Origin of the sequence: Spiroplasma endosymbiont of Dromius quadrimaculatus, assembly GCF_964031155.1 — a bacterium.
Classification (GTDB): domain Bacteria; phylum Bacillota_I; class Bacilli_A; order Mycoplasmatales; family Nriv7; genus Nriv7.
Genome location: NZ_OZ035010.1, coordinates 1216180 through 1236495, shown reverse-complemented (window position 1 = coordinate 1236495; position 20316 = coordinate 1216180). Strand labels below are relative to the sequence as shown.

Annotated in this window: 25 protein-coding genes; 5 read left to right on the top strand and 20 right to left on the bottom strand. The window is 25.2% G+C overall.

Annotation, left to right across the window (positions count from 1 at the left end):
* The first annotated feature begins 109 nt into the window (after positions 1 to 109).
* Positions 110 to 4453, top strand: a complete 4344-nt coding sequence (locus tag AAHM88_RS06895) for a hypothetical protein (protein WP_342262708.1) — start codon at positions 110 to 112, stop codon at positions 4451 to 4453.
* Between the two features lie 506 nt (positions 4454 to 4959).
* Positions 4960 to 5367 (top strand): hypothetical protein, encoded by a 408-nt coding sequence (locus AAHM88_RS06890; RefSeq protein WP_342262707.1) that lies wholly within the window; start codon positions 4960 to 4962, stop codon positions 5365 to 5367.
* A 26-nt stretch (positions 5368 to 5393) separates the two neighbouring features.
* Here the strand turns inward: AAHM88_RS06890 and AAHM88_RS06885 are convergent, their stop codons facing one another.
* The 13 genes from AAHM88_RS06885 to AAHM88_RS06825 all read right to left on the bottom strand — a co-directional run bounded on the left by AAHM88_RS06885 (position 5394) and on the right by AAHM88_RS06825 (position 12550).
* The gene (locus tag AAHM88_RS06885; RefSeq protein WP_342262706.1) at positions 5394 to 6473 is read right to left on the bottom strand and encodes an integrase core domain-containing protein; all 1080 of its coding nucleotides are present in this window, start codon (positions 6471 to 6473) and stop codon (positions 5394 to 5396) included.
* A gap of 69 nt (positions 6474 to 6542) precedes the next feature.
* The gene (locus AAHM88_RS06880) at positions 6543 to 7004 is read right to left on the bottom strand and encodes a hypothetical protein (RefSeq protein ID WP_342262705.1); all 462 of its coding nucleotides are present in this window, start codon (positions 7002 to 7004) and stop codon (positions 6543 to 6545) included.
* A 53-nt stretch (positions 7005 to 7057) separates the two neighbouring features.
* Positions 7058 to 8959 (bottom strand): hypothetical protein, encoded by a 1902-nt coding sequence (locus AAHM88_RS06875; protein WP_342262704.1) that lies wholly within the window; start codon positions 8957 to 8959, stop codon positions 7058 to 7060.
* The gene (locus AAHM88_RS06870; RefSeq protein ID WP_342262703.1) at positions 8952 to 9335 is read right to left on the bottom strand and encodes a hypothetical protein; all 384 of its coding nucleotides are present in this window, start codon (positions 9333 to 9335) and stop codon (positions 8952 to 8954) included. Before AAHM88_RS06870 ends, AAHM88_RS06875 begins: the two co-directional genes overlap by 8 nt.
* Before the next feature lie 3 nt (positions 9336 to 9338).
* The gene (locus tag AAHM88_RS06865) at positions 9339 to 9584 is read right to left on the bottom strand and encodes a hypothetical protein (protein WP_338967003.1); all 246 of its coding nucleotides are present in this window, start codon (positions 9582 to 9584) and stop codon (positions 9339 to 9341) included.
* A gap of 9 nt (positions 9585 to 9593) precedes the next feature.
* A complete protein-coding gene (locus tag AAHM88_RS06860) occupies positions 9594 to 9920 on the bottom strand; it encodes a hypothetical protein (RefSeq protein ID WP_342262702.1) in 327 nt (108 codons plus the stop codon).
* Positions 9921 to 9933: 13 nt separating this feature from the next.
* On the bottom strand, positions 9934 to 10287 hold the full coding sequence (locus AAHM88_RS06855; protein ID WP_342262701.1) for a hypothetical protein: 354 nt from the start codon (positions 10285 to 10287) through the stop codon (positions 9934 to 9936).
* Between the two features lie 161 nt (positions 10288 to 10448).
* Positions 10449 to 10922: a hypothetical protein gene (locus AAHM88_RS06850; RefSeq protein WP_342262700.1), complete on the bottom strand. Its 474-nt coding sequence runs from the start codon at positions 10920 to 10922 to the stop codon at positions 10449 to 10451.
* 31 nt (positions 10923 to 10953) lie between these two features.
* Entirely contained in the window at positions 10954 to 11187 is a 234-nt protein-coding gene (locus tag AAHM88_RS06845) for a hypothetical protein (protein ID WP_342224170.1), read from the bottom strand.
* 15 nt (positions 11188 to 11202) lie between these two features.
* Positions 11203 to 11436, bottom strand: a complete 234-nt coding sequence (locus AAHM88_RS06840) for a hypothetical protein (protein WP_342262699.1) — start codon at positions 11434 to 11436, stop codon at positions 11203 to 11205.
* 164 nt (positions 11437 to 11600) lie between these two features.
* Positions 11601 to 11813, bottom strand: coding sequence for a hypothetical protein (locus AAHM88_RS06835; RefSeq protein WP_215825617.1), 213 nt, complete (start codon positions 11811 to 11813; stop codon positions 11601 to 11603).
* A gap of 13 nt (positions 11814 to 11826) precedes the next feature.
* Entirely contained in the window at positions 11827 to 12168 is a 342-nt protein-coding gene (locus tag AAHM88_RS06830) for a hypothetical protein (protein WP_342262689.1), read from the bottom strand.
* A 58-nt stretch (positions 12169 to 12226) separates the two neighbouring features.
* Entirely contained in the window at positions 12227 to 12550 is a 324-nt protein-coding gene (locus AAHM88_RS06825; protein WP_215826176.1) for a hypothetical protein, read from the bottom strand.
* A 530-nt stretch (positions 12551 to 13080) separates the two neighbouring features.
* On the opposite strand from AAHM88_RS06825, the gene AAHM88_RS06820 reads away from it, so the two are divergent.
* The 3 genes from AAHM88_RS06820 to AAHM88_RS07470 are packed head-to-tail and all read left to right on the top strand — an operon-like array spanning position 13081 to position 14655.
* The gene (locus AAHM88_RS06820) at positions 13081 to 14151 is read left to right on the top strand and encodes a hypothetical protein (RefSeq protein WP_342262698.1); all 1071 of its coding nucleotides are present in this window, start codon (positions 13081 to 13083) and stop codon (positions 14149 to 14151) included.
* 45 nt (positions 14152 to 14196) lie between these two features.
* Positions 14197 to 14547 (top strand): lipoprotein, encoded by a 351-nt coding sequence (locus AAHM88_RS06815; protein WP_342262697.1) that lies wholly within the window; start codon positions 14197 to 14199, stop codon positions 14545 to 14547.
* A 45-nt stretch (positions 14548 to 14592) separates the two neighbouring features.
* Complete coding sequence (locus AAHM88_RS07470; RefSeq protein WP_425289542.1) at positions 14593 to 14655, top strand: lipoprotein; 63 nt, start codon at positions 14593 to 14595, stop codon at positions 14653 to 14655.
* Between the two features lie 37 nt (positions 14656 to 14692).
* Here AAHM88_RS07470 and AAHM88_RS06810 read toward each other — a convergent pair whose 3' ends face one another.
* The 7 genes from AAHM88_RS06810 to AAHM88_RS06780 form a co-directional block, all read right to left on the bottom strand.
* On the bottom strand, positions 14693 to 15775 hold the full coding sequence (locus AAHM88_RS06810) for a DDE-type integrase/transposase/recombinase (protein WP_342262696.1): 1083 nt from the start codon (positions 15773 to 15775) through the stop codon (positions 14693 to 14695).
* 61 nt (positions 15776 to 15836) lie between these two features.
* Positions 15837 to 16355 carry a hypothetical protein gene (locus AAHM88_RS06805; RefSeq protein WP_342262695.1) on the bottom strand — a complete coding sequence of 173 codons (519 nt, stop codon included), beginning with the start codon at positions 16353 to 16355 and terminating at the stop codon, positions 15837 to 15839.
* A gap of 56 nt (positions 16356 to 16411) precedes the next feature.
* On the bottom strand, positions 16412 to 18307 hold the full coding sequence (locus AAHM88_RS06800) for a hypothetical protein (protein WP_342262694.1): 1896 nt from the start codon (positions 18305 to 18307) through the stop codon (positions 16412 to 16414).
* On the bottom strand, positions 18300 to 18683 hold the full coding sequence (locus tag AAHM88_RS06795) for a hypothetical protein (protein WP_342262693.1): 384 nt from the start codon (positions 18681 to 18683) through the stop codon (positions 18300 to 18302). The genes AAHM88_RS06800 and AAHM88_RS06795 overlap by 8 nt, the downstream gene beginning before the upstream one ends.
* A gap of 25 nt (positions 18684 to 18708) precedes the next feature.
* Entirely contained in the window at positions 18709 to 18963 is a 255-nt protein-coding gene (locus AAHM88_RS06790; protein WP_342262692.1) for a hypothetical protein, read from the bottom strand.
* A 2-nt stretch (positions 18964 to 18965) separates the two neighbouring features.
* On the bottom strand, positions 18966 to 19292 hold the full coding sequence (locus AAHM88_RS06785; RefSeq protein ID WP_342262691.1) for a hypothetical protein: 327 nt from the start codon (positions 19290 to 19292) through the stop codon (positions 18966 to 18968).
* Between the two features lie 12 nt (positions 19293 to 19304).
* On the bottom strand, positions 19305 to 20288 hold the full coding sequence (locus tag AAHM88_RS06780) for a hypothetical protein (RefSeq protein WP_342262690.1): 984 nt from the start codon (positions 20286 to 20288) through the stop codon (positions 19305 to 19307).
* Between the last annotated feature and the right edge of the window lie 28 nt (positions 20289 to 20316).

Below are 20316 nucleotides of genomic sequence, written 5' to 3'. Positions count from 1 at the left end.
TCAAAAATATGAGCAATTAAATATAAATCCGAATGATATAAATTTTAAAAATATTATTAGCGATGTTACTAAATTAGATTTTTGAAACCAGTTATCTAATAATTTAAAGATGACAATAAGTAATATTAATGTTTCATATTTGTATCAAGGATTTAGTGGCTTTGATATGATAAATAATTATGAAGTCGGTTTTAAAAAACCGATAATGGAAATATTATATTATCCATTTATTTTGTCAGTTATTAGTAATATTGTTAGATATTATTCTAAAAATATTGAAGTTATAAATAGTGATAAATGTATCCATCGTGCTTTAAATATTATTACGGTTATTAAACAATTAATTGACAGTGAAAAAATTTCAATTAAAAAAGATGGCTATTTTGCTAAAATTATTAATGGTTGAGAATTAGATAATATTGAAACATTAGCTAAATTGCAAAAATATGATCACCATACTTTATTATCAGATTATTATGATATTGAATATGAAGATTTATATTATGGTAATATTCTAAAATTAGATGAAAAAGTAAAACAAAAAATAAGTGTTAATATGAAAACAGAAAAATTATATTCTATTGTTGATGAAATTGGTTTATTTTATCGAAAGTCAAATCAATCAAGTCCATTTAATATTACATTTAGTCATCAATTTTTTTATGATGGTGATGCTTTATTAGCAAAAAAATATGTTTTTTTACCACCTACTAGTTTTGATTTAAAAGTTTCAATAAAAGAAATGGCAACAATAGAAAAAGTTAAAGATTATTTTAATAATCGAAAATTTAATTTTGATGAACATAAGTTAACAATTAGAAACCGTCATCAAGATGTTTATAATGTCGTTAATAAGTTAATAAATAATATTGTTGGTGGTAGATGATTTAGTTTAGAAATGAAAAATTTTGTTTTTGACCAACGAATTGGTAGTGAAGCAGAAATTAATCCTAATAGTTCATTGTATCCTTCTCTTGCTTCATTGCAACAAATTGCTGGTTATAAAACATTTATTTTTAATATTAAAATGTTTTCTTGTAGTAGTGAATTTTCATTTAACCTTCAAGAACTTTACACGATGGATAGTTGATATTTAAAGATTGAAGAAACTTTTGATCAAGAATGAGATTTTAATGAACACAAATTAAGCATTGTAAGTACGGAACAAGATGTTTATAATTTTGTTTTTAATGAACTTCATAAAATTATTAGTAAAGACCAAAAATTTCAATTTATTCTAAAACATTTTAAAAACCAAGGTTATAATTTAATGAAAAAAGTTCAAGAGGGAAAAACTAGTGTTTCATTTGAGTTTTTAATTTCAAAAGGAATGCGATTTAAAGAATATTTATTTAAAGCAAAAAATATTTTAACAGTTTCACAATTATTAGAAAAAATTAAGAACTATTTTAAAAATCAGATATTTGATTTTAATGAACATCAATTAACCCGCTATCATAAGGTACAAGATGCAAATAATTTCGTTAAAAATTTAATTCAAGGAATTATTGGTGAAACAATAAGATTTGAATTGAAGGCAATTGATTGTAGTTTAGATGATAAATTGCAATTTTCTAAGAAATTTAAAGATAATCGTAATATTAAATTTAAAATTAAAATTTTAGATAATGAAACTAATTTTATTTTTAAATTTAAAAATATTGAATTAAATCCCGCTAGTATTGCAAATTTCTTTCAACAAGAATTTGATTTTAATTTAAATTCACAACATAAAATTAGCGATGTGATAAAAATATTGAACGAGAAATTAGTGGCACAAGAATTGTTGGGATTTAAAGACAAAATTAAAAATTTTCATTTAAGTGAAAAATATCAGTTACAAAGTCAATATGAATTTGGTGACATTAATATGTTAATGAATAATAATTGAGCAATGCTGAAACTTGGTAAAACAGAATTTAGAATAAGTTTTAGTATTGATGAAATAGCATATACATATCCAGTTTATTTAAAAAATATTGAATTAACACATAAACATTTAGTTGCGGTAATTAAAAACTTTTTTGTTCAAGAATATGATTGAAATATTTTTGAAAGTAGTAGTTTTAGTGATATTTTAGAAAAAACTAAAGTTAAGTTGCAAGAAATATTAGGCGAAAAATATTATTCGCAAATTGAAATAAGTTTAAAAGATTCCCAGATGGCTAGTGAAAAAATAAATAAGAAAACAGAAATATTATTCGTACTTAAAGTTGATGGTACAAAAATATTTGATTTAAATGAAGATTTTAAAATTAAGTTAATAAATATAAGTTCAAATAATGAACATTTTGTAAATAAAGTAATATTTTTCTTTAATAAAGTGCATTTTTGAAATCTAACAACGGACCATAATGGTTGATTTGTTTTTAATCAGGCTAAAGAAGAACTTAAAAAATTCGTTGATAAAGATATTGATAGAATTGAATTTAAATTAAAACATATTCAAAGTTATGAATTAAAAAATAGTTCAGGAATTAATAATTGAGATATAATATTGAAAATTGATGGTAAAGAAATTTGTGATCGTAATCTTAAAATTAAAGTAATAGCGTCATTAAGTTATAATGAGCTTTTAAAAAGAACAAAAGCATTTTTTGATTTAGAACATGATTGAAATATTAATTGTCAACATAATAGACAACAAGTAGTTTTAGTAGCGTATGAAAAATTAAAACACTTTTTGTGAAATCAGGATTTTAATTATAATCGTATTGAAATTAAATTACAAGATTTGCAATCTGCAAATCAAAAAGTTGCTTTGAATAAAGATAGTTTACTAATTAATCTTAAAATAGATGTACAAGAAGTATCTACTTCTAATAATAAAATTAAATTAATAAATATTGGAAAAATTGATGGGGCCGCTATTTTAGATGAAATTGAAAATTTATTTGCTAAGGAAATTGGTTTTACAAAGCATCAATTAACAACAAGTAATACAAGAAAAGATGCTTATGATTTAGCAATGAAATGAATTAAGGAAATTTTTCCTAATGTTCCTGAAATTGAGCTTCTTGTGAAAGAAAACGCCAAACCACTTAAAATAATGAGTAAAAATAAACCATTATCAAAAACTCTTACTAATCAGTCAAAAAAAGTAAAAACTGGTGATTATTTTTATTTTGATATTATTATTGATAATTTATGAAAAGACTTTAATTTTAAAGCGATTAATATTGCTAAAAATCCTGACCAAGGAAATGTTTTTAAAGTTAAGGAATTTTTTGCCCAAGAATTTGATTTTTGGCAACATAATTTATCAGTAAATCAAAAAGGTATTGATGTTTATCATTTGGCTAATAAATGAATTAAAGAAATTTTAGGAAATATATCATTTTCATTAGAATTAAAGGATGATAATAGTGAATTTCATTATATTACTAATAATTCAGAAGCAGTAATCGCTGGCGATTGTTTTGAGTTTACTATTTTTATTGGTGATGAAGAAACTGATTTTAAATTTAAAATTAAAAATGTTATTCAAACTGAGGCACATAAAGTAATTTTAACAATTAAAGAATTTTTTAATCAAGAATTTGATTTTTGGCAACATAAATTAACAGTTGGTCATACTAGGTTAGATGCTTATCAATTAGTTAAAAGATGAATTTTGAATAATTTTTCTAGTAATTTAACATTGCATTTAAAAATGAAAGGTTCTAAAATGTTAACTCGTGCTGATAATATCCCCCAATCATTAAGTTGTGGTTGTTTTAATATTAAAAAAACAATATCACATTTAAAACCTTGTGTTAATGCAGTGGAATCAATATCTGATGCTGTTCCCGGTTTAGAGTCGGTATCAAAAACAGCGAAGTTAATAAAAGTTGGTTATACTATTGCTGAAAATTTAAATCTTATTAGTAAACAAGAACCTAATGCTAATTTAATGAATAGTGTTTCCGAAATCGGAAATATTGTTCACAATGTTTATACTTTAATTGGAAATTGAAGTTCGAATCAATTTACTAATAATCAAATAGTTCCTGTTGAAGCAAAAGATTATGATTCCAGATTTCACAATGTTCTTAATAATTCTAAAGAAATAGTTAATGGTGATTATTTTGAGTTTGATATTGCTGTTGGCAATGTACAAAGTGATTTTAGATTTAAAGTTAAGAATGTTAATAAAAATGTTAATGAAATTTTATTTTTAAGAATTAAAGAATTTTTTGACCAAGAATTTGATTTTTCAGATTTACCATTAACAATAAAAGGTAAAGGAAAAAAGTTGGTGGATGATATTGGTAACTTAGTTAAAAAGTGAGTTGAAGAAAAATTTGTTGTTGATTTACCATTTAAATTAGTGATGGAACCAAATAATCTCTATAAAGATTTTAGGGTAGTAAATAAAACTTCATTTAAGTTTAATATTTTTATTGGTGGTGTAATGGCAGACTTTAAATTTAAAGTTAAAAATATTAAAACAATAAATAAAAACATAAAATAGTAAGTATTTTTAAACTACTAAAAATAGTGGTAAAACTAAAATTTTAATATGTAATATACCACAGACTTATGACAAACACAAGAGGGTTTTTAAAAAGGGTCGCGTTTAGTTTTCTTAGGTATTTTTAAAAAAAGAAAAAATAATCATTTACTATAAATTATTTCAATATGCAAATTAAGTATATATATCCTATGTACGATTTTTGTTGTAAAAAATTATTTTAATATTGTTTTTGTAAGCATTTTACTTAGTTTTTATAACCTTTTATTAAGATTATGTTTGTTAATATTAAATATTTTGTTTTATTACTTATTTTTTAAATAAAAAGGTAATCAATTTTTAGTTGCTTTTCTTTCAAAATTATTTAAACCTTTTCCTACCTAACAAAACTTTATGCGTCCTTTAAAAAGGACGCATAAAGTTTTGTTATTATTGCAATTGCAATATATTATTTATTGAATATAATGTATAGATAATAAAATTAAAAAAGAAGGGATGTTTTAAGAATGATTAATAATTCTAATTTAAAAAAAGAAACTAAAAATATAAATCCAACTAATATTGGCCCTGATGGATTAATGCGAGCAGGACTAATTATAACGATTGTTAGTTCGGGAATTATTTTATTTCTTGCTCTAATTTTATTGCCGTTTACTTTAATTGGAGCCGGAGTTATTGGATTTATATTTGGTGTATTTTGAATTATCAATATTATTTTAGTAATTTTGGCAGTGATGGCGATAATAACTAATAGTTTAGTATTAAGTAAAAAGAGTCAAAATTATATTTTGGCAGGTATTTTTGGAATTTTTTTTGGTTTTATTATTGGTGGCATTTTAGTTCTTTGTGGTAAATTTAAATCTTTAGTATTAGCAAGTCCTGAATCTAATATGAATTCTTCGAATATTAAATAGAAATAGTAAACACTTAAAAGGAGAAATTAATTTATTAATTTTTGTAATGTTTGAAATGGCGTTTTAGTGTTTAATGACGAATGACAGCGTTCAAAGTTATAAAAGTAATAATATTTGTTTAAATAATGTTGAAGTTCATTTTGATTTAATTTTTTATCCTTGGAATAAAATAATTTGTTATAATGTTGGTGGAATCGTTCAATCTTCCCATTGGATTGAGGCGAACGAATTGGTGTTGTTTCGTGAACGATTCCGCTTTTTGAAAGAAAGGTTGTAAAAGGCCTTTCTTTTACTTTATATGCTTTTTTATTGCTTCAATTAGTAGTGGTAAATTCCGGAGCATTATCAGTACGAAGGCGTTTAATGGTTATGCCAAGTTCACTAAAATCTTTCATTGCTCTTTGCACGGCATTAATTGCGTTATTAGTTCCTAAACTATCATAAACATATCCAAATACTATGCGTGTTATTTCGTCAATGAAATCATAAATGTAATATTTTTTATCAACCGGAAAATTTGATGTGGTAATAATTTTAGCATCCATTTGTAAAAGACCAATCTCGGAAACTTCATAACGCTTAAAATGGCGTTTGGTTTGTTTAATTTGTTGTTTTAATTCTTTTCAACGAGGGTCAGATTTAATTCAGCGATAAAAAGTTTTGATATTTTTAGGAACTTCTGAATTTTTAACATCGTGAAAACCGATTTTTAAATTGTTAAATAAAGACCACATTCCGCCGGCTTTGATATTTTTGTAATTAAAATATAAATCGCATACTTTTTCACGAGAATTTAAACTATATTGATAATTAAGATTTTGTGGTTTTGTAGTTTTAAACAACAACAAATCTAAATTGTCAGAATAATAAGCGGTCATAATTTTTTGTGCCCAACGATAAAAAGTTTTTGTTGCACCCTTAAAATATTTTTTAATAAGTTTTGTTAAAGTAGTTTCTTCCATATAAAAATAAGTACATAAATTTAAATAGGCAGTAATGCGTTTTTTAGTTTTATAGTAATAAGGATTACGGCAATTAGCACTTAATCAACTTTGTGCTTTTGCTTTTAAATCAGCTAAATCAGTTTGGGAAATAATATATTTCATTTTAAAACTCCTTAAATTAAGAAAACCGCATTACAAAAAATACGATTTTCAAAAATATTTATTAAATTACTAATTTTTTTTATTAGGTATTTCCGCCGAGAATGAAGTGATATGAAACATTTTCGTGTTAAGACCTTGTGGAACTTTCTTATTAAGAAATACTTTAAAATTAATTAAATTATCAATAAAATAAAATTCTTTAAAAGGCTTGGACTTATAAGAACCATTAGAACGATAAAAGTTATTAATTTGATTATAACCAGCACTATCTTTGTCAACAAATAATTGAAGGGCGGGTCTTTGAACAAAATCGCCATTACCTATTTGAATATCAAAATCACTAGAAAGCTTTAAATCAGTAGCATCAATTTCTAAATGATATGAACTCTGGCCATAACCACTAATTACTCAAGCACTTTTACCAATTTTAGAAAATTGTAATTTATATGTTTTTAAATCATTGCTATTTTTACTACATCCAAAAATAAACAGTATACATACTAAATTTAAAGCTGATAAAAATTTTCGCATAAAGAAAAATCCTCCTTTCAAAGGAATTATATTATAAAAAATAATGGCAATATTTAAGAGAACTTTTTTAATATCATTAATAAGATTGCTAAGGGTACTACAAATTCAAATAACATCTGAAACGCCGGGATAACTTCAAACACCGGAAAAGCAGTTTTGGTAAAATTAATTGTTGTTTTGGCAATATCAGCAAGAGGGCGAATTAAAAGATTAATTCCAGAAAGACCAAGTAATCAATTCAACACACTAACAGAAGCGTGTTGAGTGCCACATGATATTGCACTAAATAAACCTCAATAAGAACAGTTGGGCGTAGGGATTAAATCATCCATATTACCACTTATTCCACCACCAATAAAAGCCGTTGAATTCAAAATGTTAAAATCGTATAAAGAATAATGATATTCAGTACTTTCATTTTTCTTTTTATATAGTGGAAAAGTTAGCGTAAAAATATTAATTCCATACATCACATCAACTTTGGCATTGTAAAAATAAAGTTTATTACTAGTAACATTCCATAATTGGTTATCATATGCTTTTAACACATTAAAATCTATTTGATAAGAACTTTTACCAGTATTAAAACCATTGTTAATTTGTTTATCTTTAACAAAGAAATAAGAACGAAAAATCATATTCTTACTATTTTCGATTGTTGAACCAAAGTTAATCAAATACTGTTTGGGATAAAAAGTAATTAAGGAACGATAGAAAAAACCCATTTGTAAAACATTTTTAGGAATTTGTTGCATCCCTTTGTAATCTAATTCTACATAAGTAGAGGCATCTGTATCAAAACTCGCATAAAAGAATTGTACAAAAAATTCACATAAAACTTTATAAATTTTATTAAATAAACCATTAATAAAATCAACAGTTAAATCTTTTTGATAATGGAGCATAAAATCTTTAAAATCAGTCTTTAATTTGTCATCATAGCGTAAAAAACGGAAAGTATTACCATAATAATTAACTTGTCCAAAAAAGGTATTAATAAAATCTCCTCCAAAACTTGTTTGCGAGGCAGATTTTCAAAGCAATTTACCATTTTCTAAAAACTCATTATAACCCACAATGCTACCATGCTCAGTTTTTATAGTAATAACATCACCAAAACTAGAAAAGGAAAGTTCTCTAAAAATAACTTTTTCAATAAAACCGGGTGGATATGAATTTTTGCGACTTAAATTAAATTTACTATTTTGTTTAAAACCATTTAATTTAATTGATATTTCATTCATATATTTAAAATTATCATCAAAGAAATTAAAAACAGGGACTCAATATAAATAACTATAATTAAATTTATCAAAATCTCGTCGTTGTATCATCAAATAGTCTAACTTATCTTGAAACTGAGTATATTGATATTCGCCATCATTTTTAGTTATTTCCGTAGGTAATGGTTGTTCGTTATCTTTTTCTGGTAAAGGAGGCATTTCCGCCGAGAATGAAGTGATATGAAACATTTTCGTGTTAAGACCTTGTGGAACTTTCTTATTAAGAAATACTTTAAAATTAATTAAATTATCAATAAAATAAAATTCTTTAAAAGGCTTGGACTTATAAGAACCATTAGAACGATAAAAGTTATTAATTTGATTATAACCAGCACTATCTTTGTCAACAAATAATTGAAGGGCGGGTCTTTGAACAAAATCGCCATTACCTATTTGAATATCAAAATCACTAGAAAGCTTTAAATCAGTAGCATCAATTTCTAAATGATATGAACCCTGGCCATAACCACTAATTACTCAAGCACTTTTACCAATCTTGGAAAACTCTAATTCACAACTTTCACCACATTGACTGGGGTTTGTAGCTCGTTTTTCTCGTTTCATAAAAAATTGTTCCATATTAGGTTTTGGTGGTTGTTTTGTATCAAAGAATGCCCCTAACGGTACCAAACTAATAAACATTATAATAAATCAAGAAATAATCTTATGCATCTCATCACGCCTTAAAACTCTTTTTTATCGCTTTAAAAGCATCAGAAAATTTATATTGATTATGTTGCGGACATTCACAATTCAAAACTTGCATTTGATGCTGTCTAAAAACTTTATTAAAGTAATAACCCCTAATAATTAACTTAATACCAGTTATTAACAAATAAACGATTAATAATCAAAAATACACTTTAAGAACTACATTTTGAAAATCAAACAATATAAAATCTTTAAAAAACTCATCTGTGTTAGTTCGAATTTTTGTTAAAAATATTCAAATTAGAGTAATAAAACTATGAAATATAATAAAAAAATGTATAAAACCTAAAACACTTTTAAATCATTTAATACCTAATATTTTCTTTAACTTTTTCATTTTTTAACTCCTTAAAATTAAATATATTGTTGATAAAATACAAATCGTTCCTAAGATTTGGAAAATCGGATGTTGAGAAAATAACCTAATCATTGGTTTAAACAAATCTAAAATTTTAATATTATTTGATAGAACTTTATTAAAATATTCTAAACCCTCACGCACATAGGCTCATAAACCTAAAAAGTCATTTAAAGCAAAAATAGAAAAAACAGCAACAAGAATAAATAAAATTATTAATTTAAACATTTTAAATACCTACCTTTTTATTCGCCGTCCATGTTGGTCAACTCACGGTCTATTTTTAGGACTATTACCACTAAATTTCTTAATTGGACCACTAGATGATTGTTTCTTAGTTCCTCAATTAGCAACTGATTTTCGATATTTTTTACGAAAGCCAACTTTTGGTCGTTCAATATGAATACCTAAAATGCCACCGATTATAAGATTGATAACAAGCATAATTAGCGGAAAAATAATAATACGAATATCTGTTCCCGGAATCGTTAAAGTTCAAATTAAATCAAAAACTTTATAAAACATATCGCCAATCAAACTAGCCATTTTTTCTAAGTTTTCCATTTTTTAAACTCCTTTACTTATTTTTCTTCTTTAGATTATTTTTTAACTTAGTAAGTATCTTGCTAAATTTCTCCATTTTCAAATATTCTAATGCTTCAATATCCATTACATTATCATTTCAAAATTTATGCTGATAATTATCATTCAAAGCACGATTACTTAATTCACGCAAGAATGATAAATATTTATTATCGTAAAGGTTTAAAATTGACATCGGAATTTTCAATTTAAAGAAATAAATATCTAATTCCGGAATGCTACGATACTTGATTTTGCGACCTTTTTTATCATTTTTTGCATTAATTAGAGTTAATCGTCATTGTTCGTATTCGCTTACGGATTTAAAAGTACCATAAATAACTTGCAAATAGGGTCGAAAGATACTAACTGGTTTTTTTCTAATACCAACAATTATTGAATTCGCAATATCACGAACTTTAACTCATATATGTTCGGCTCGTTGTCCGCTCGCTAGTACGATATGGGTAAATTGCCGAGCTGAAGCAAAATATTCTTGTAAACCTTGGGTTACCTATCATTTTCTTTATAGTCAGTTCCTTCTAAAAATAAGTTAGTTTCATCTCATAACAGCAAATGCTTTTCTTCTAATATCGGATAATTATAATCTAATAAAGACATATGCCCTAATGAAAGCATTTGTTTATCAGTAATCGGAAAAGTAGAAATCGTTTTCCAACCACTTAATAAGTAAGAAGCTAAAACCATTAAAGCGGTTTTTCCGGTCCCTAAAGCACCAATTACTAAATTTAAAGGTGAATTTAATAAGAAATTAATAAAACTACGACGAGCAAAGAAATGAGAAATTTTAGTATATAAAATATACAAAGCAATTAATAAATAAATAATATCAAATAACATTCGTCAACTTTGGGGATTATAATAATGCAAAATCGCACCATAAAATCACGCAATAATAAATAAAGTGCGATTTAAAGCGACAAAATCATATAATCTTAAATTTATTTTCTTAAACAATAGCATCAGTTAAATCACACTTTCTTTATTTTTATTACTATCTGCCGGGCATTAATTTTTCAAACATTTTGAAAGCGATTAAAAATAAACCAATAATCACACCAAGCAAGAAAACTCAATATGTAGCAAAGAAATTAACGACATTCGGCATATTACCACCAATAATATCAGTTCAAATATTACCAAATGCTTTAATTAATGCTTTTCATAAATTAGTAACCGCTTGTTCGCCAGTAACAGCTGGTGCATCTACTAAGAAAGTTCCGAACATATAATCACCCCCTTTCTAAACAAAATATGATTTAACCTTATAAAATAAAATAACCATAAATAAGACGATGAATACTAATACCATTCAAAACGCAATATTTGCTATTAAAAGTCAAAGTAGTTCTTTGGTTAAATCAATTTCTTTGCCACCAGTAATACGAGCTGGAATAGTTGTAATTTGAATAAATAAATCCCAAAAATACACTTTTATTTGTTCTCAATCTAAATCTTTTCAAGCAACTAAAAACATAATAATTACCGCTTAAAAGGTCAAAAGAGTAGAAAAATAATTGCTGAGAAGAGCATTACAATTATTAAAATTGAAAACAAAAATACAACTTGAGGTGGTAAATCGGCAGTTGGATAAATTAATTCAATTAACTCAATAATTATTTTTTTAAACATTTTCTAAACCTACTTTTTAATTTCTTTTTCATCTTGTTCTAACAAATTTCGTTTAAACTTTGCAATAAATATTCGTTGTGAATAAGTAAAATCTTTTGGTAGCTGTTTTGCTTCACTACCATATTTCTTTTTATCTTTAAAAAACCGATAAATATTAACTGCAATATAATATGCTAGTAATAATGTTAAAATCGTAAAAAATACTAATCCAAATATACTCATCTTTCTTTTCTCCTTAATTTTCTAATTCATATTTTTTTAAACAATTATGTTCAACAAAATCAACACAAAGTCAATTATCACCAACTAAATCAGTTCTAACAGAATCAACTGCAGATTTAGACGCTCAAATTTTTTGTTCTAATCCAGTTTTTTTATTAATAGAATATATAAACTCTTGACAATAATCTTTACCAGGCTCATCCACACTAACTCACATTTTCATTTCTAAAACTCCAAAACTATTTTTTACTACACCAAATCAAATAAATTGCAATAACTTAGTTAAATAACTCAACTCATCCATAACTAGCGGGCGGAGCATACGCTTTCCGCACCGCTTCGCCACTATAAACATCAACCAAGATGTGTTTTTTTTACCTTTATTCTTAAGGCACCTTAAAACACCTTTAAAATTAATTTTTAAAATAATTAAAACTTACATCCTTTTTATCGTTCTCTTTTTCAGCAATAAAAAAATTTAACAATTCTTGTCCTATAATCAAATTAGACTCCTGCTCTTTTTTGTTAACTGAAACCAACTGATACTCACCATTTCTAATTATTCCAATACAAATAGAATTTTCATATTTGCCTTTATAAACAAATCGTTTTGAAAATCAAATACCAATAGGATTACTAAATCACGGAATTTCTGGTGCTTTAATAAGAATTGCGTTTTGTGTTTCTTTTAAAAGATATTTTTTAGTATTTAAAAAAATATTTTCAATATTTCTCACATACATACCTTCCTTACAAATATATTTAGTTATATTAAACTAAGTTATATTTAACTTAGTTATCTAACTAAGTTAAATATTTATTTTTTTAAACATTTATGTTTAACAAAATTTGTTAGTAAACTTTGTTTACTAATTAACTTAGTTTATTACTATCAAGGCACAAAAAAATACAAGGCATAACTAAAAATAATAAATATTAATTTAACCTTATATTTCTTGTAATAAATAAATGAGCTCGTATTTATTTATTAATTAAAAGCAAGTTTGTAGAAACCAAAATCTTGTCATATGTATATGGTTTCTACATAAAATTTTAAAATATGTAATATACCACAGACTTATGACAAGTACAAGAAGTTTTTTTAAAAAGGGATGATAAATTATCAAATAATTCAGAAAATTTTTAAAAATAATTTATAATTAAATTCCAAAGCAAAGGAATTACAGATTAAAATTTGGAGAAAGGTTGTTAATTATTTGGTAAATTTTATTAATTAGTAAAAATTCACGAAAGGAATTTAATTAATATGAAAAAACTTTTAAGATTATTAGGAACAATTACGATTGCTAGTAGTACAATGCCAACTGTAATTGCTACTAGTTCATTACAAAAAGAAATTAAAAAAGTTGGTGATTTAGATGAATTAAATTGAATGTACTTAACTACAATAAGAAATAAAAGAAACACAGAAAATGGTAAAACTAAACCTGTATTTAAAACTGATGGAGCTGATAAACCAACAGAACAACAAATCAAAAATAGAGTAAAAGAAAAAAATCAGTCAGTAGATATAACAAAAATTAAAGTTGAAAATATTACTGTAAATAGTGCAGTAGTTAGTATAGCTGGTTTTAGTGGTAAAATAACAATTAATTTTACAGTTGATAAGTCTGTACCAATAAATAGAATTATTAAAAATACTAATTTAGGAGAAATTGATATAGATGGCTTTGGTGGTAATTATGATGAAAATTTATTGAAACACTTTTTAAAAAATTTAAATCCGCAGTTAGATAGTACTAAAATTAAAGTTGAAAATATTACCCTAAACACGGCTAAGATTACCTCAATTGATACAAGTATTTATATTGGTGAAACAAATATTAATTATACTAGACCATTAAGATTGCTTATTAAAAAAATTGAATTAGGCCCAATTAGAACTAATGGAACTGATAAACCATCGGAACAGCAAATTAAAGATAAATTAAAAGAATTAAATAACAACTTAAAAAATATAATAAATGATTTTGAAATTAAAGATATAACACTTAGAGATGCAAAAATAACTTATAGTAAAAGAAAAGACTTTTATAGTGGTAGTGTAAAAGTTAATTTTTTATCTAATGTTAATTTAAATAAAATTATTACAAATACCACTTTAGGCGAATTTGAAACTATTAATTTATCTAATCCCACAGAACAACAAATCAAAAATAGAGTAAAAGAAAAAAATCAGTCAGTAGATATAACAAAAATTAAAGTTGAAAATATTACTAATAACAGTGCAACTATTAATTCTTATGATACAATTGTTTATACTGGAAATATAGGTGTTAATTATACTATTTCAATAAAGTCGCTTAATTGAGAATAATATTTAAAAAATAATAAAACAACTCAAAAAAGGAAAACAACAATAATGAAAAAAATATTAAGTATTTTAGGAGCAATAGGTTTAATTGAAATAAGTGCAAGTAGTTTAGTTGCTTGCGGTTATAGGATAAAACAAAATGAAGTTAAAGACTTATCCGAAATTATTCCATTTAAAAGTAATTTAGGAATATTAAAAACTAGTGGTGCTAATATTCCAACAGAGCAACAAATCAAGGATAAATTAAAAGAGCTATATCCTAGTATAGATATAAATAAAATTAATATTTTAAATATTACTTTAACTAGTGCTCAAATTAAATCAAATGATTTAAATTTTTATACTGGAAATTCAAATGTTAATTATACTATTTCAATAAAGTCGCTTAATTGAGAATAATATTTAAAAAATAATAAAACAACTCAAAAAAGGAAAACAACAATAATGAAAAAAATATTAAGTATTTTAGGGGCAATCAGTTTAATCAAAACTGGAACAACAAGTTAAATATTTTGTAAAAAATAATTATTCAAACTTCTAGAAATTACTTTGTTAAAAATTTTTGTAATGTTTGAAATGGTGATTTATTTTGTAATGCTGAATGACAGCGTTCAAAGTTATAAAAGTAATAATATTTGTTTAAATAATGTTGAAGTTCATTTTGATTTAATTTTTTATCCTTGGCATAAAATAATTTGGTATAATGTTGATGAAACCGCTCAATTTTACCATTACTTTGAGGAGAACGGATTGGTGTGGTTTCATGGACAATTCCGTTCCTCGAAAGAAAGGTTGTAAAAGGCCTTTCTTTTACTTTATATGCTTTTTTATTACTTCAATTAGTAGTGGTGAATTCAGGGGCGTTATCAGTGCGAAGGCGTTTAAGGGTTACGCCAAGCTCGCCAAAATCTTTCATTGCTCTTTGTACGGCATTAATTGCGTTATTGGTTCCTAAACTATCATAAACATAGCCAAATACTATGCGTGTCATTTCGTCAATAAAATCATAAATATAATATTTTTTATCAACCGGAAAATTTGTTGTAGTAATAATTTTGGCATCCATTTGTAAAAGACCAATCTCGGAAACTTCATAACGCTTAAAATGGCGTTTCGTTTGTTTGATTTGTTGTTTTAATTCTTTTCAACGAGGGTCAGATTTAATTCAGCGATAAAAAGTTTTAATATTTTTCGGAACTTCCGAATTTTTAACATCATGAAAACCGATTTTTAAATTATTAAATAAAGACCACATTCCACCGGTTTGAAGATTTTTGTAATCAAAATATAAATCACATACTTTTTCGCGAGAATTTAAACTATATTGATAATTAAGATTTTGTGGTTTTGTAGTTTTAAACAATAACAAATCTAAATTATCAGAATAATAAGCGGTCATAATTTTTTCTGCCCAGCGATAAAAAGTTTTTGTTGCATTCTTAAAATATTTTTTAATAAGTTTTGTTAAAGTTGTTTCTTCAATATAAAAATAAGTACATAAATTTAAATAGGCAGTAATGCGTTTTTTAGTTTTATAGTAATAAGGATTACGACAATTAGAACTTAATCAACTTTGTGCTTTTGCTTTTAAATCTGCTAAATCGGCTTGGGAAATAATATATTTCATTTTTAAACTCCTTAAATTAAGAAAATCGCATTACAAAAAATACGATTTTCAAGAATATTTATTAAATTTTTAATTGATTAGGCAATTGTTGTTCATTATCTTTTTCAGATAAAGAAGGTAAATGAGCAGTAAACTCTCGAATATAATATTGAGAATCACTAATGTCTTTCCAACTCTTAAAAGCAAAAATTATTTCAACATTAACAAGTTCAGAAATTTGCCAACCTTCAACAGAAAAATTCTGAGTATTAGAAAAATTACCAACAACTTTACGAGTTCGAAAGCCATTTTTTTCAAAAAAACGCTCTATCAAATTGCCAGATTGACGATTCTCAAGAAGAAAACTAGTTTTAACTATATCAGACGAAAAAGAAACATTATCATCAAAAAAAGTAATTCTACCCGCAGAAGGAACAGGGAAACTCTCAATATTAAAAAATGTATTTTTAAGAACACTAAATTCAAAACCACAACCATCCCCACAAATATTTTTTTCTCCTAATTCAGAAATATTTGCTTTATTACATCCAGAAACAAACATTACACACACTAAATTTAAAGCTGATAAAAATTTTCACATAAATAAAAATCCTCCTTTCAAAGGAATTATATTTTATATAAAAATATTGGAAACATTTAAGAAAATTTTTTTAATATCATTAGCAAAATTGCTAAGGGTACTATAAATTCAAATAACATCTGAAATGCCGGAATAATTTCAAACACCGGAAAGGCAATTTTGGTAAAATTAATTGTTGTTTTGGCAATATCCGCAAGGGGGCGAATTAAAAGATTAATCCCTGAAAGACCAAGTAATCAATTCAACACACTAACAGAAGCGTGCTGAATACCACAAGATATGGCACTAAATAAACCCCAATAAGAACAGTTGGGTGTAGGAATTAAGTCATCCACATTACCACTTATTCCACCACCAATAAAAGCTGTTGAATTCAAAATATTAAAATCGTATAAAGAATAATGATATTCAGTGCTTTCATTTTTCTTTTTATATATTGGGAAAGTCAGTGTAAAAATATTAATTCCATACATTACATCAACTTTAGCATTATAAAAATGCAGTTTATTACTAATGGAGTTTCATAATTGATTATCATATGCTTTTAACACATTAAAATCTATTTGATAAGAACTTTTACCAGTATTAAAACCATTGGCAATTTGTTTATCTTTAACAAAGAAATAGGAACGAAAAATCATATTCTTACTATTTTCCGTTGTTGAACCAAAGTTAATTAAATACTGTTTGGGATAAAAAGTAATTAAGGAGCGATAGAAAAAACCCATTTGTAAAACATTTTTAGGAATTTGTTGCATTCCTTTATAATCTAATTCTACATAAGTAGAAGCATCCATATCAAAACTCGCATAAAAAAATTGTACAAAAAACCCACCTAAAACTTTATAAATTTTATTAAATAAACCATTAATAAAATCAACAGTTAAATCTTTTTGGTAATAAATCATAAAATCTTTAAAATCAGTTTTTAATTTATCATCATAGCGTAAAAAATGGAAAGTATTACCATAATAATTAATTTGTGCAAAAAAGGTATTAATAAAATCTCCTCCAAAACTTGTTTCCGAGCCAGATTTTCAAAGCGATTTACCATTTTCTAAAAACTCATTATAACCCACAATGCTACCATGTTCAGTTTTTATAGTAATAACATCACCAAAACTAGAAAAGGAAAGTTCTCTAAAAATAACTTTTTCAATGAAACCGGATGGATATGAATTTTTACGACTTAAACTAAATTTACTATTTTGTTTAAAACCATTTAATTTAATTGAAATTTCACTCATATATTTAAAATTATCGTCAAAGAAATTAAAAATTGGGACTCAATATAAATAACTATAATTAAATTTATCAAAATCTCGGCGTTGTATCATCAAATAGTCTAACTTATCTTGAAACTGAGTATATTGATATTCGCCATCATTTTTAGTTATTTCCATAGGTAACGGTTGCTCGTTATCTTTCTCTGGTAAAGAAGGTAAATGAGCAGTAAACTCTCGAATATAATATTGAGAATCACTAATGTCTTTCCAACTCTTAAAAGCAAAAATTATTTTAACATTAACAAGTTCAGAAATTTGCCAACCTTCAACAGAAAAATTCTGAGTATTAGAAAAATTACCAACAACTTTACGAGTTCGAAAGCCATTTTTTTCAAAAAAACGCTCTATCAAATTACCAGATTGACGATTCTCAAGAAGAAAACTAGTTTTAACTATATCAGACGAAAAAGAAACATTATCATCAAAAAAAGTAATTCTACCCGCAGAAGGAACAGGGAAACTCTCAATATTAAAAAATGTATTTTTAAGAACACTAAATTCAAAACTACAACTTTCACCACATTTACTAGGATTTATGGCTCGTTTTTGTCGTTTCATAAAGGATTGTTCTATATTAGGTTTTGATGATTTTTTTCTATCAAAGAACGCCCCTAACGGTACCAAAATAATAAACATTACAATAAATCAAGAAATAATCTTATGCATCTCATCACGCCTTAAAACTCTTTTTTATCGCTTTAAAAGCATCAGAAAATTTATACTGTTGATGTTGCGGACATTCACAATTAGCAACTTGCATTTGATGCTTTCTAAAAACTTTATTAAAATAATAACCCCTAATAATTAACTTAATACCAGTTATTAAGAAATAAATAATTAATAATCAAAGATAAATATTAAAAAATACACTTTGAAAATTTAATGGTATAAAATTTTTAAAAAATTCATCCCCTTTAATTTGAAGAATCGTTAAAAATACTCAAATTATAGTAATAACACTATGAAGTATGATAAAAAAATGTATAAAACTTAAAACGCTTTTAAATCATTTAATATTTAATATTTTCTTTAACTTTTTCATTTTTTAACTCCTTTCAAAATACTGTTTATTCAACAGGTCCTCTTAAAATTAAATATATTGTTGATAAAATACAAATTGTTCCTAAAATTTGGAAAATCGGATGTTGAGAAAATAACCTTATCATTGGTTTAAACAAATCTAAAATTTTAATATTTTTTGATAAAACTTTATTAAAATATTCTAAACCCTCACGAACATATGCTCATAAACCTAAAAAATCACCTAAAGCAAAAACAGAAAAAACAGAAACAAGAATAAATAATATTATTAATTTAAACACATTTATTTACTCCTTTGATTTCACGATTTAAAATTTTTATTTTGTCTAACTGTAGTAATTTGACCGCTTTTTTTGTGGTGAAAATTACCAACTTGTTTATTAACTCCTCAATCAGCAACTGATTTTTGATATTTTTTACGAAAACCAGCTTTTGGTCGTTCAATATGAATACCTAAAATGCCACCAATTACGAGATTTATCACAAGCATAATTAGCGGAAAAATAATAATGCGAATATCTGTTCCAGGAATGGTTAAAGTTCAAATTAAATCAAAAACTTTATAAAACATATCGCCAATCAAACTAGCCATTTTTTCTAAGTTTTCCATTTTTAAACTCCTTTACTTGTTTTTCTTCTTCAGATTATTTTTTAACTTAGTAAGTATCTTACTGAATTTTTCCATTTTTAAATATTCTAATGCTTCAATATCCATCACATTATCATTTCAAAATTTATGCTGATAATTATCATTCAAAGCACGATTACTTAATTCACGCAAGAATGATAAATATTTATTATCATAAAGGTTTAAAATTGACATCGGAATTTTCAATTTAAAGAAATAAATGTCTAATTCCGGAATGCTACGATACTTGATTTTGCGACCTTTTTTATCATTTTTAGCATTAATTAGAGTTAATCGTCATTGTTCGTATTCGCTTACGGATTTAAAAGTACCATAAATAACTTGCAAATAGGGTCGAAAGATACTAACTGGTTTTTTTCTAATACCAACAATTATTGAATTCGCAATATCACGAACTTTAACTCATATATGTTCGGCTCGTTGTCCGCTTGCTAATACAATATGGGTAAATTGGCGAGCCGAAGCGAAATATTCTTGTAAACCTTGGGTTACTCTATCATTTTCTTTATAATCAGTTCCTTCTAAAAATAAGTTGGTTTCATCTCATAACAGTAAATGTTTTTCATCTAAAATTGGATAATTATAATCTAATAAAGACATATGCCCTAATGAAAGCATTTGTTTATCTGTAATCGGAAAAGTAGAAATCGTTTTTCAACCACTTAATAAGTAAGAAGCTAAAACCATTAAAGCAGTTTTTCCAGTTCCTAAGGCACCAATTACTAAATTTAAGGGTGAATTTAATAAGAAATTAATAAAACTACGACGAGCAAAGAAATGAGAAATTTTAGTATATAGAATATACAAAGCAATTAATAAATAAATAATATCAAATAATATTCGTCAACTTTGAGGATTATAATAATGCAAAATCGCACCATAAAATCACGCAATAATAAATAAAGTGCGATTTAAAGCGACAAAATCATATAATCTTAAATTTATTTTTTTAAACAATAGCATCACTTAAATCACACTTTCTTTA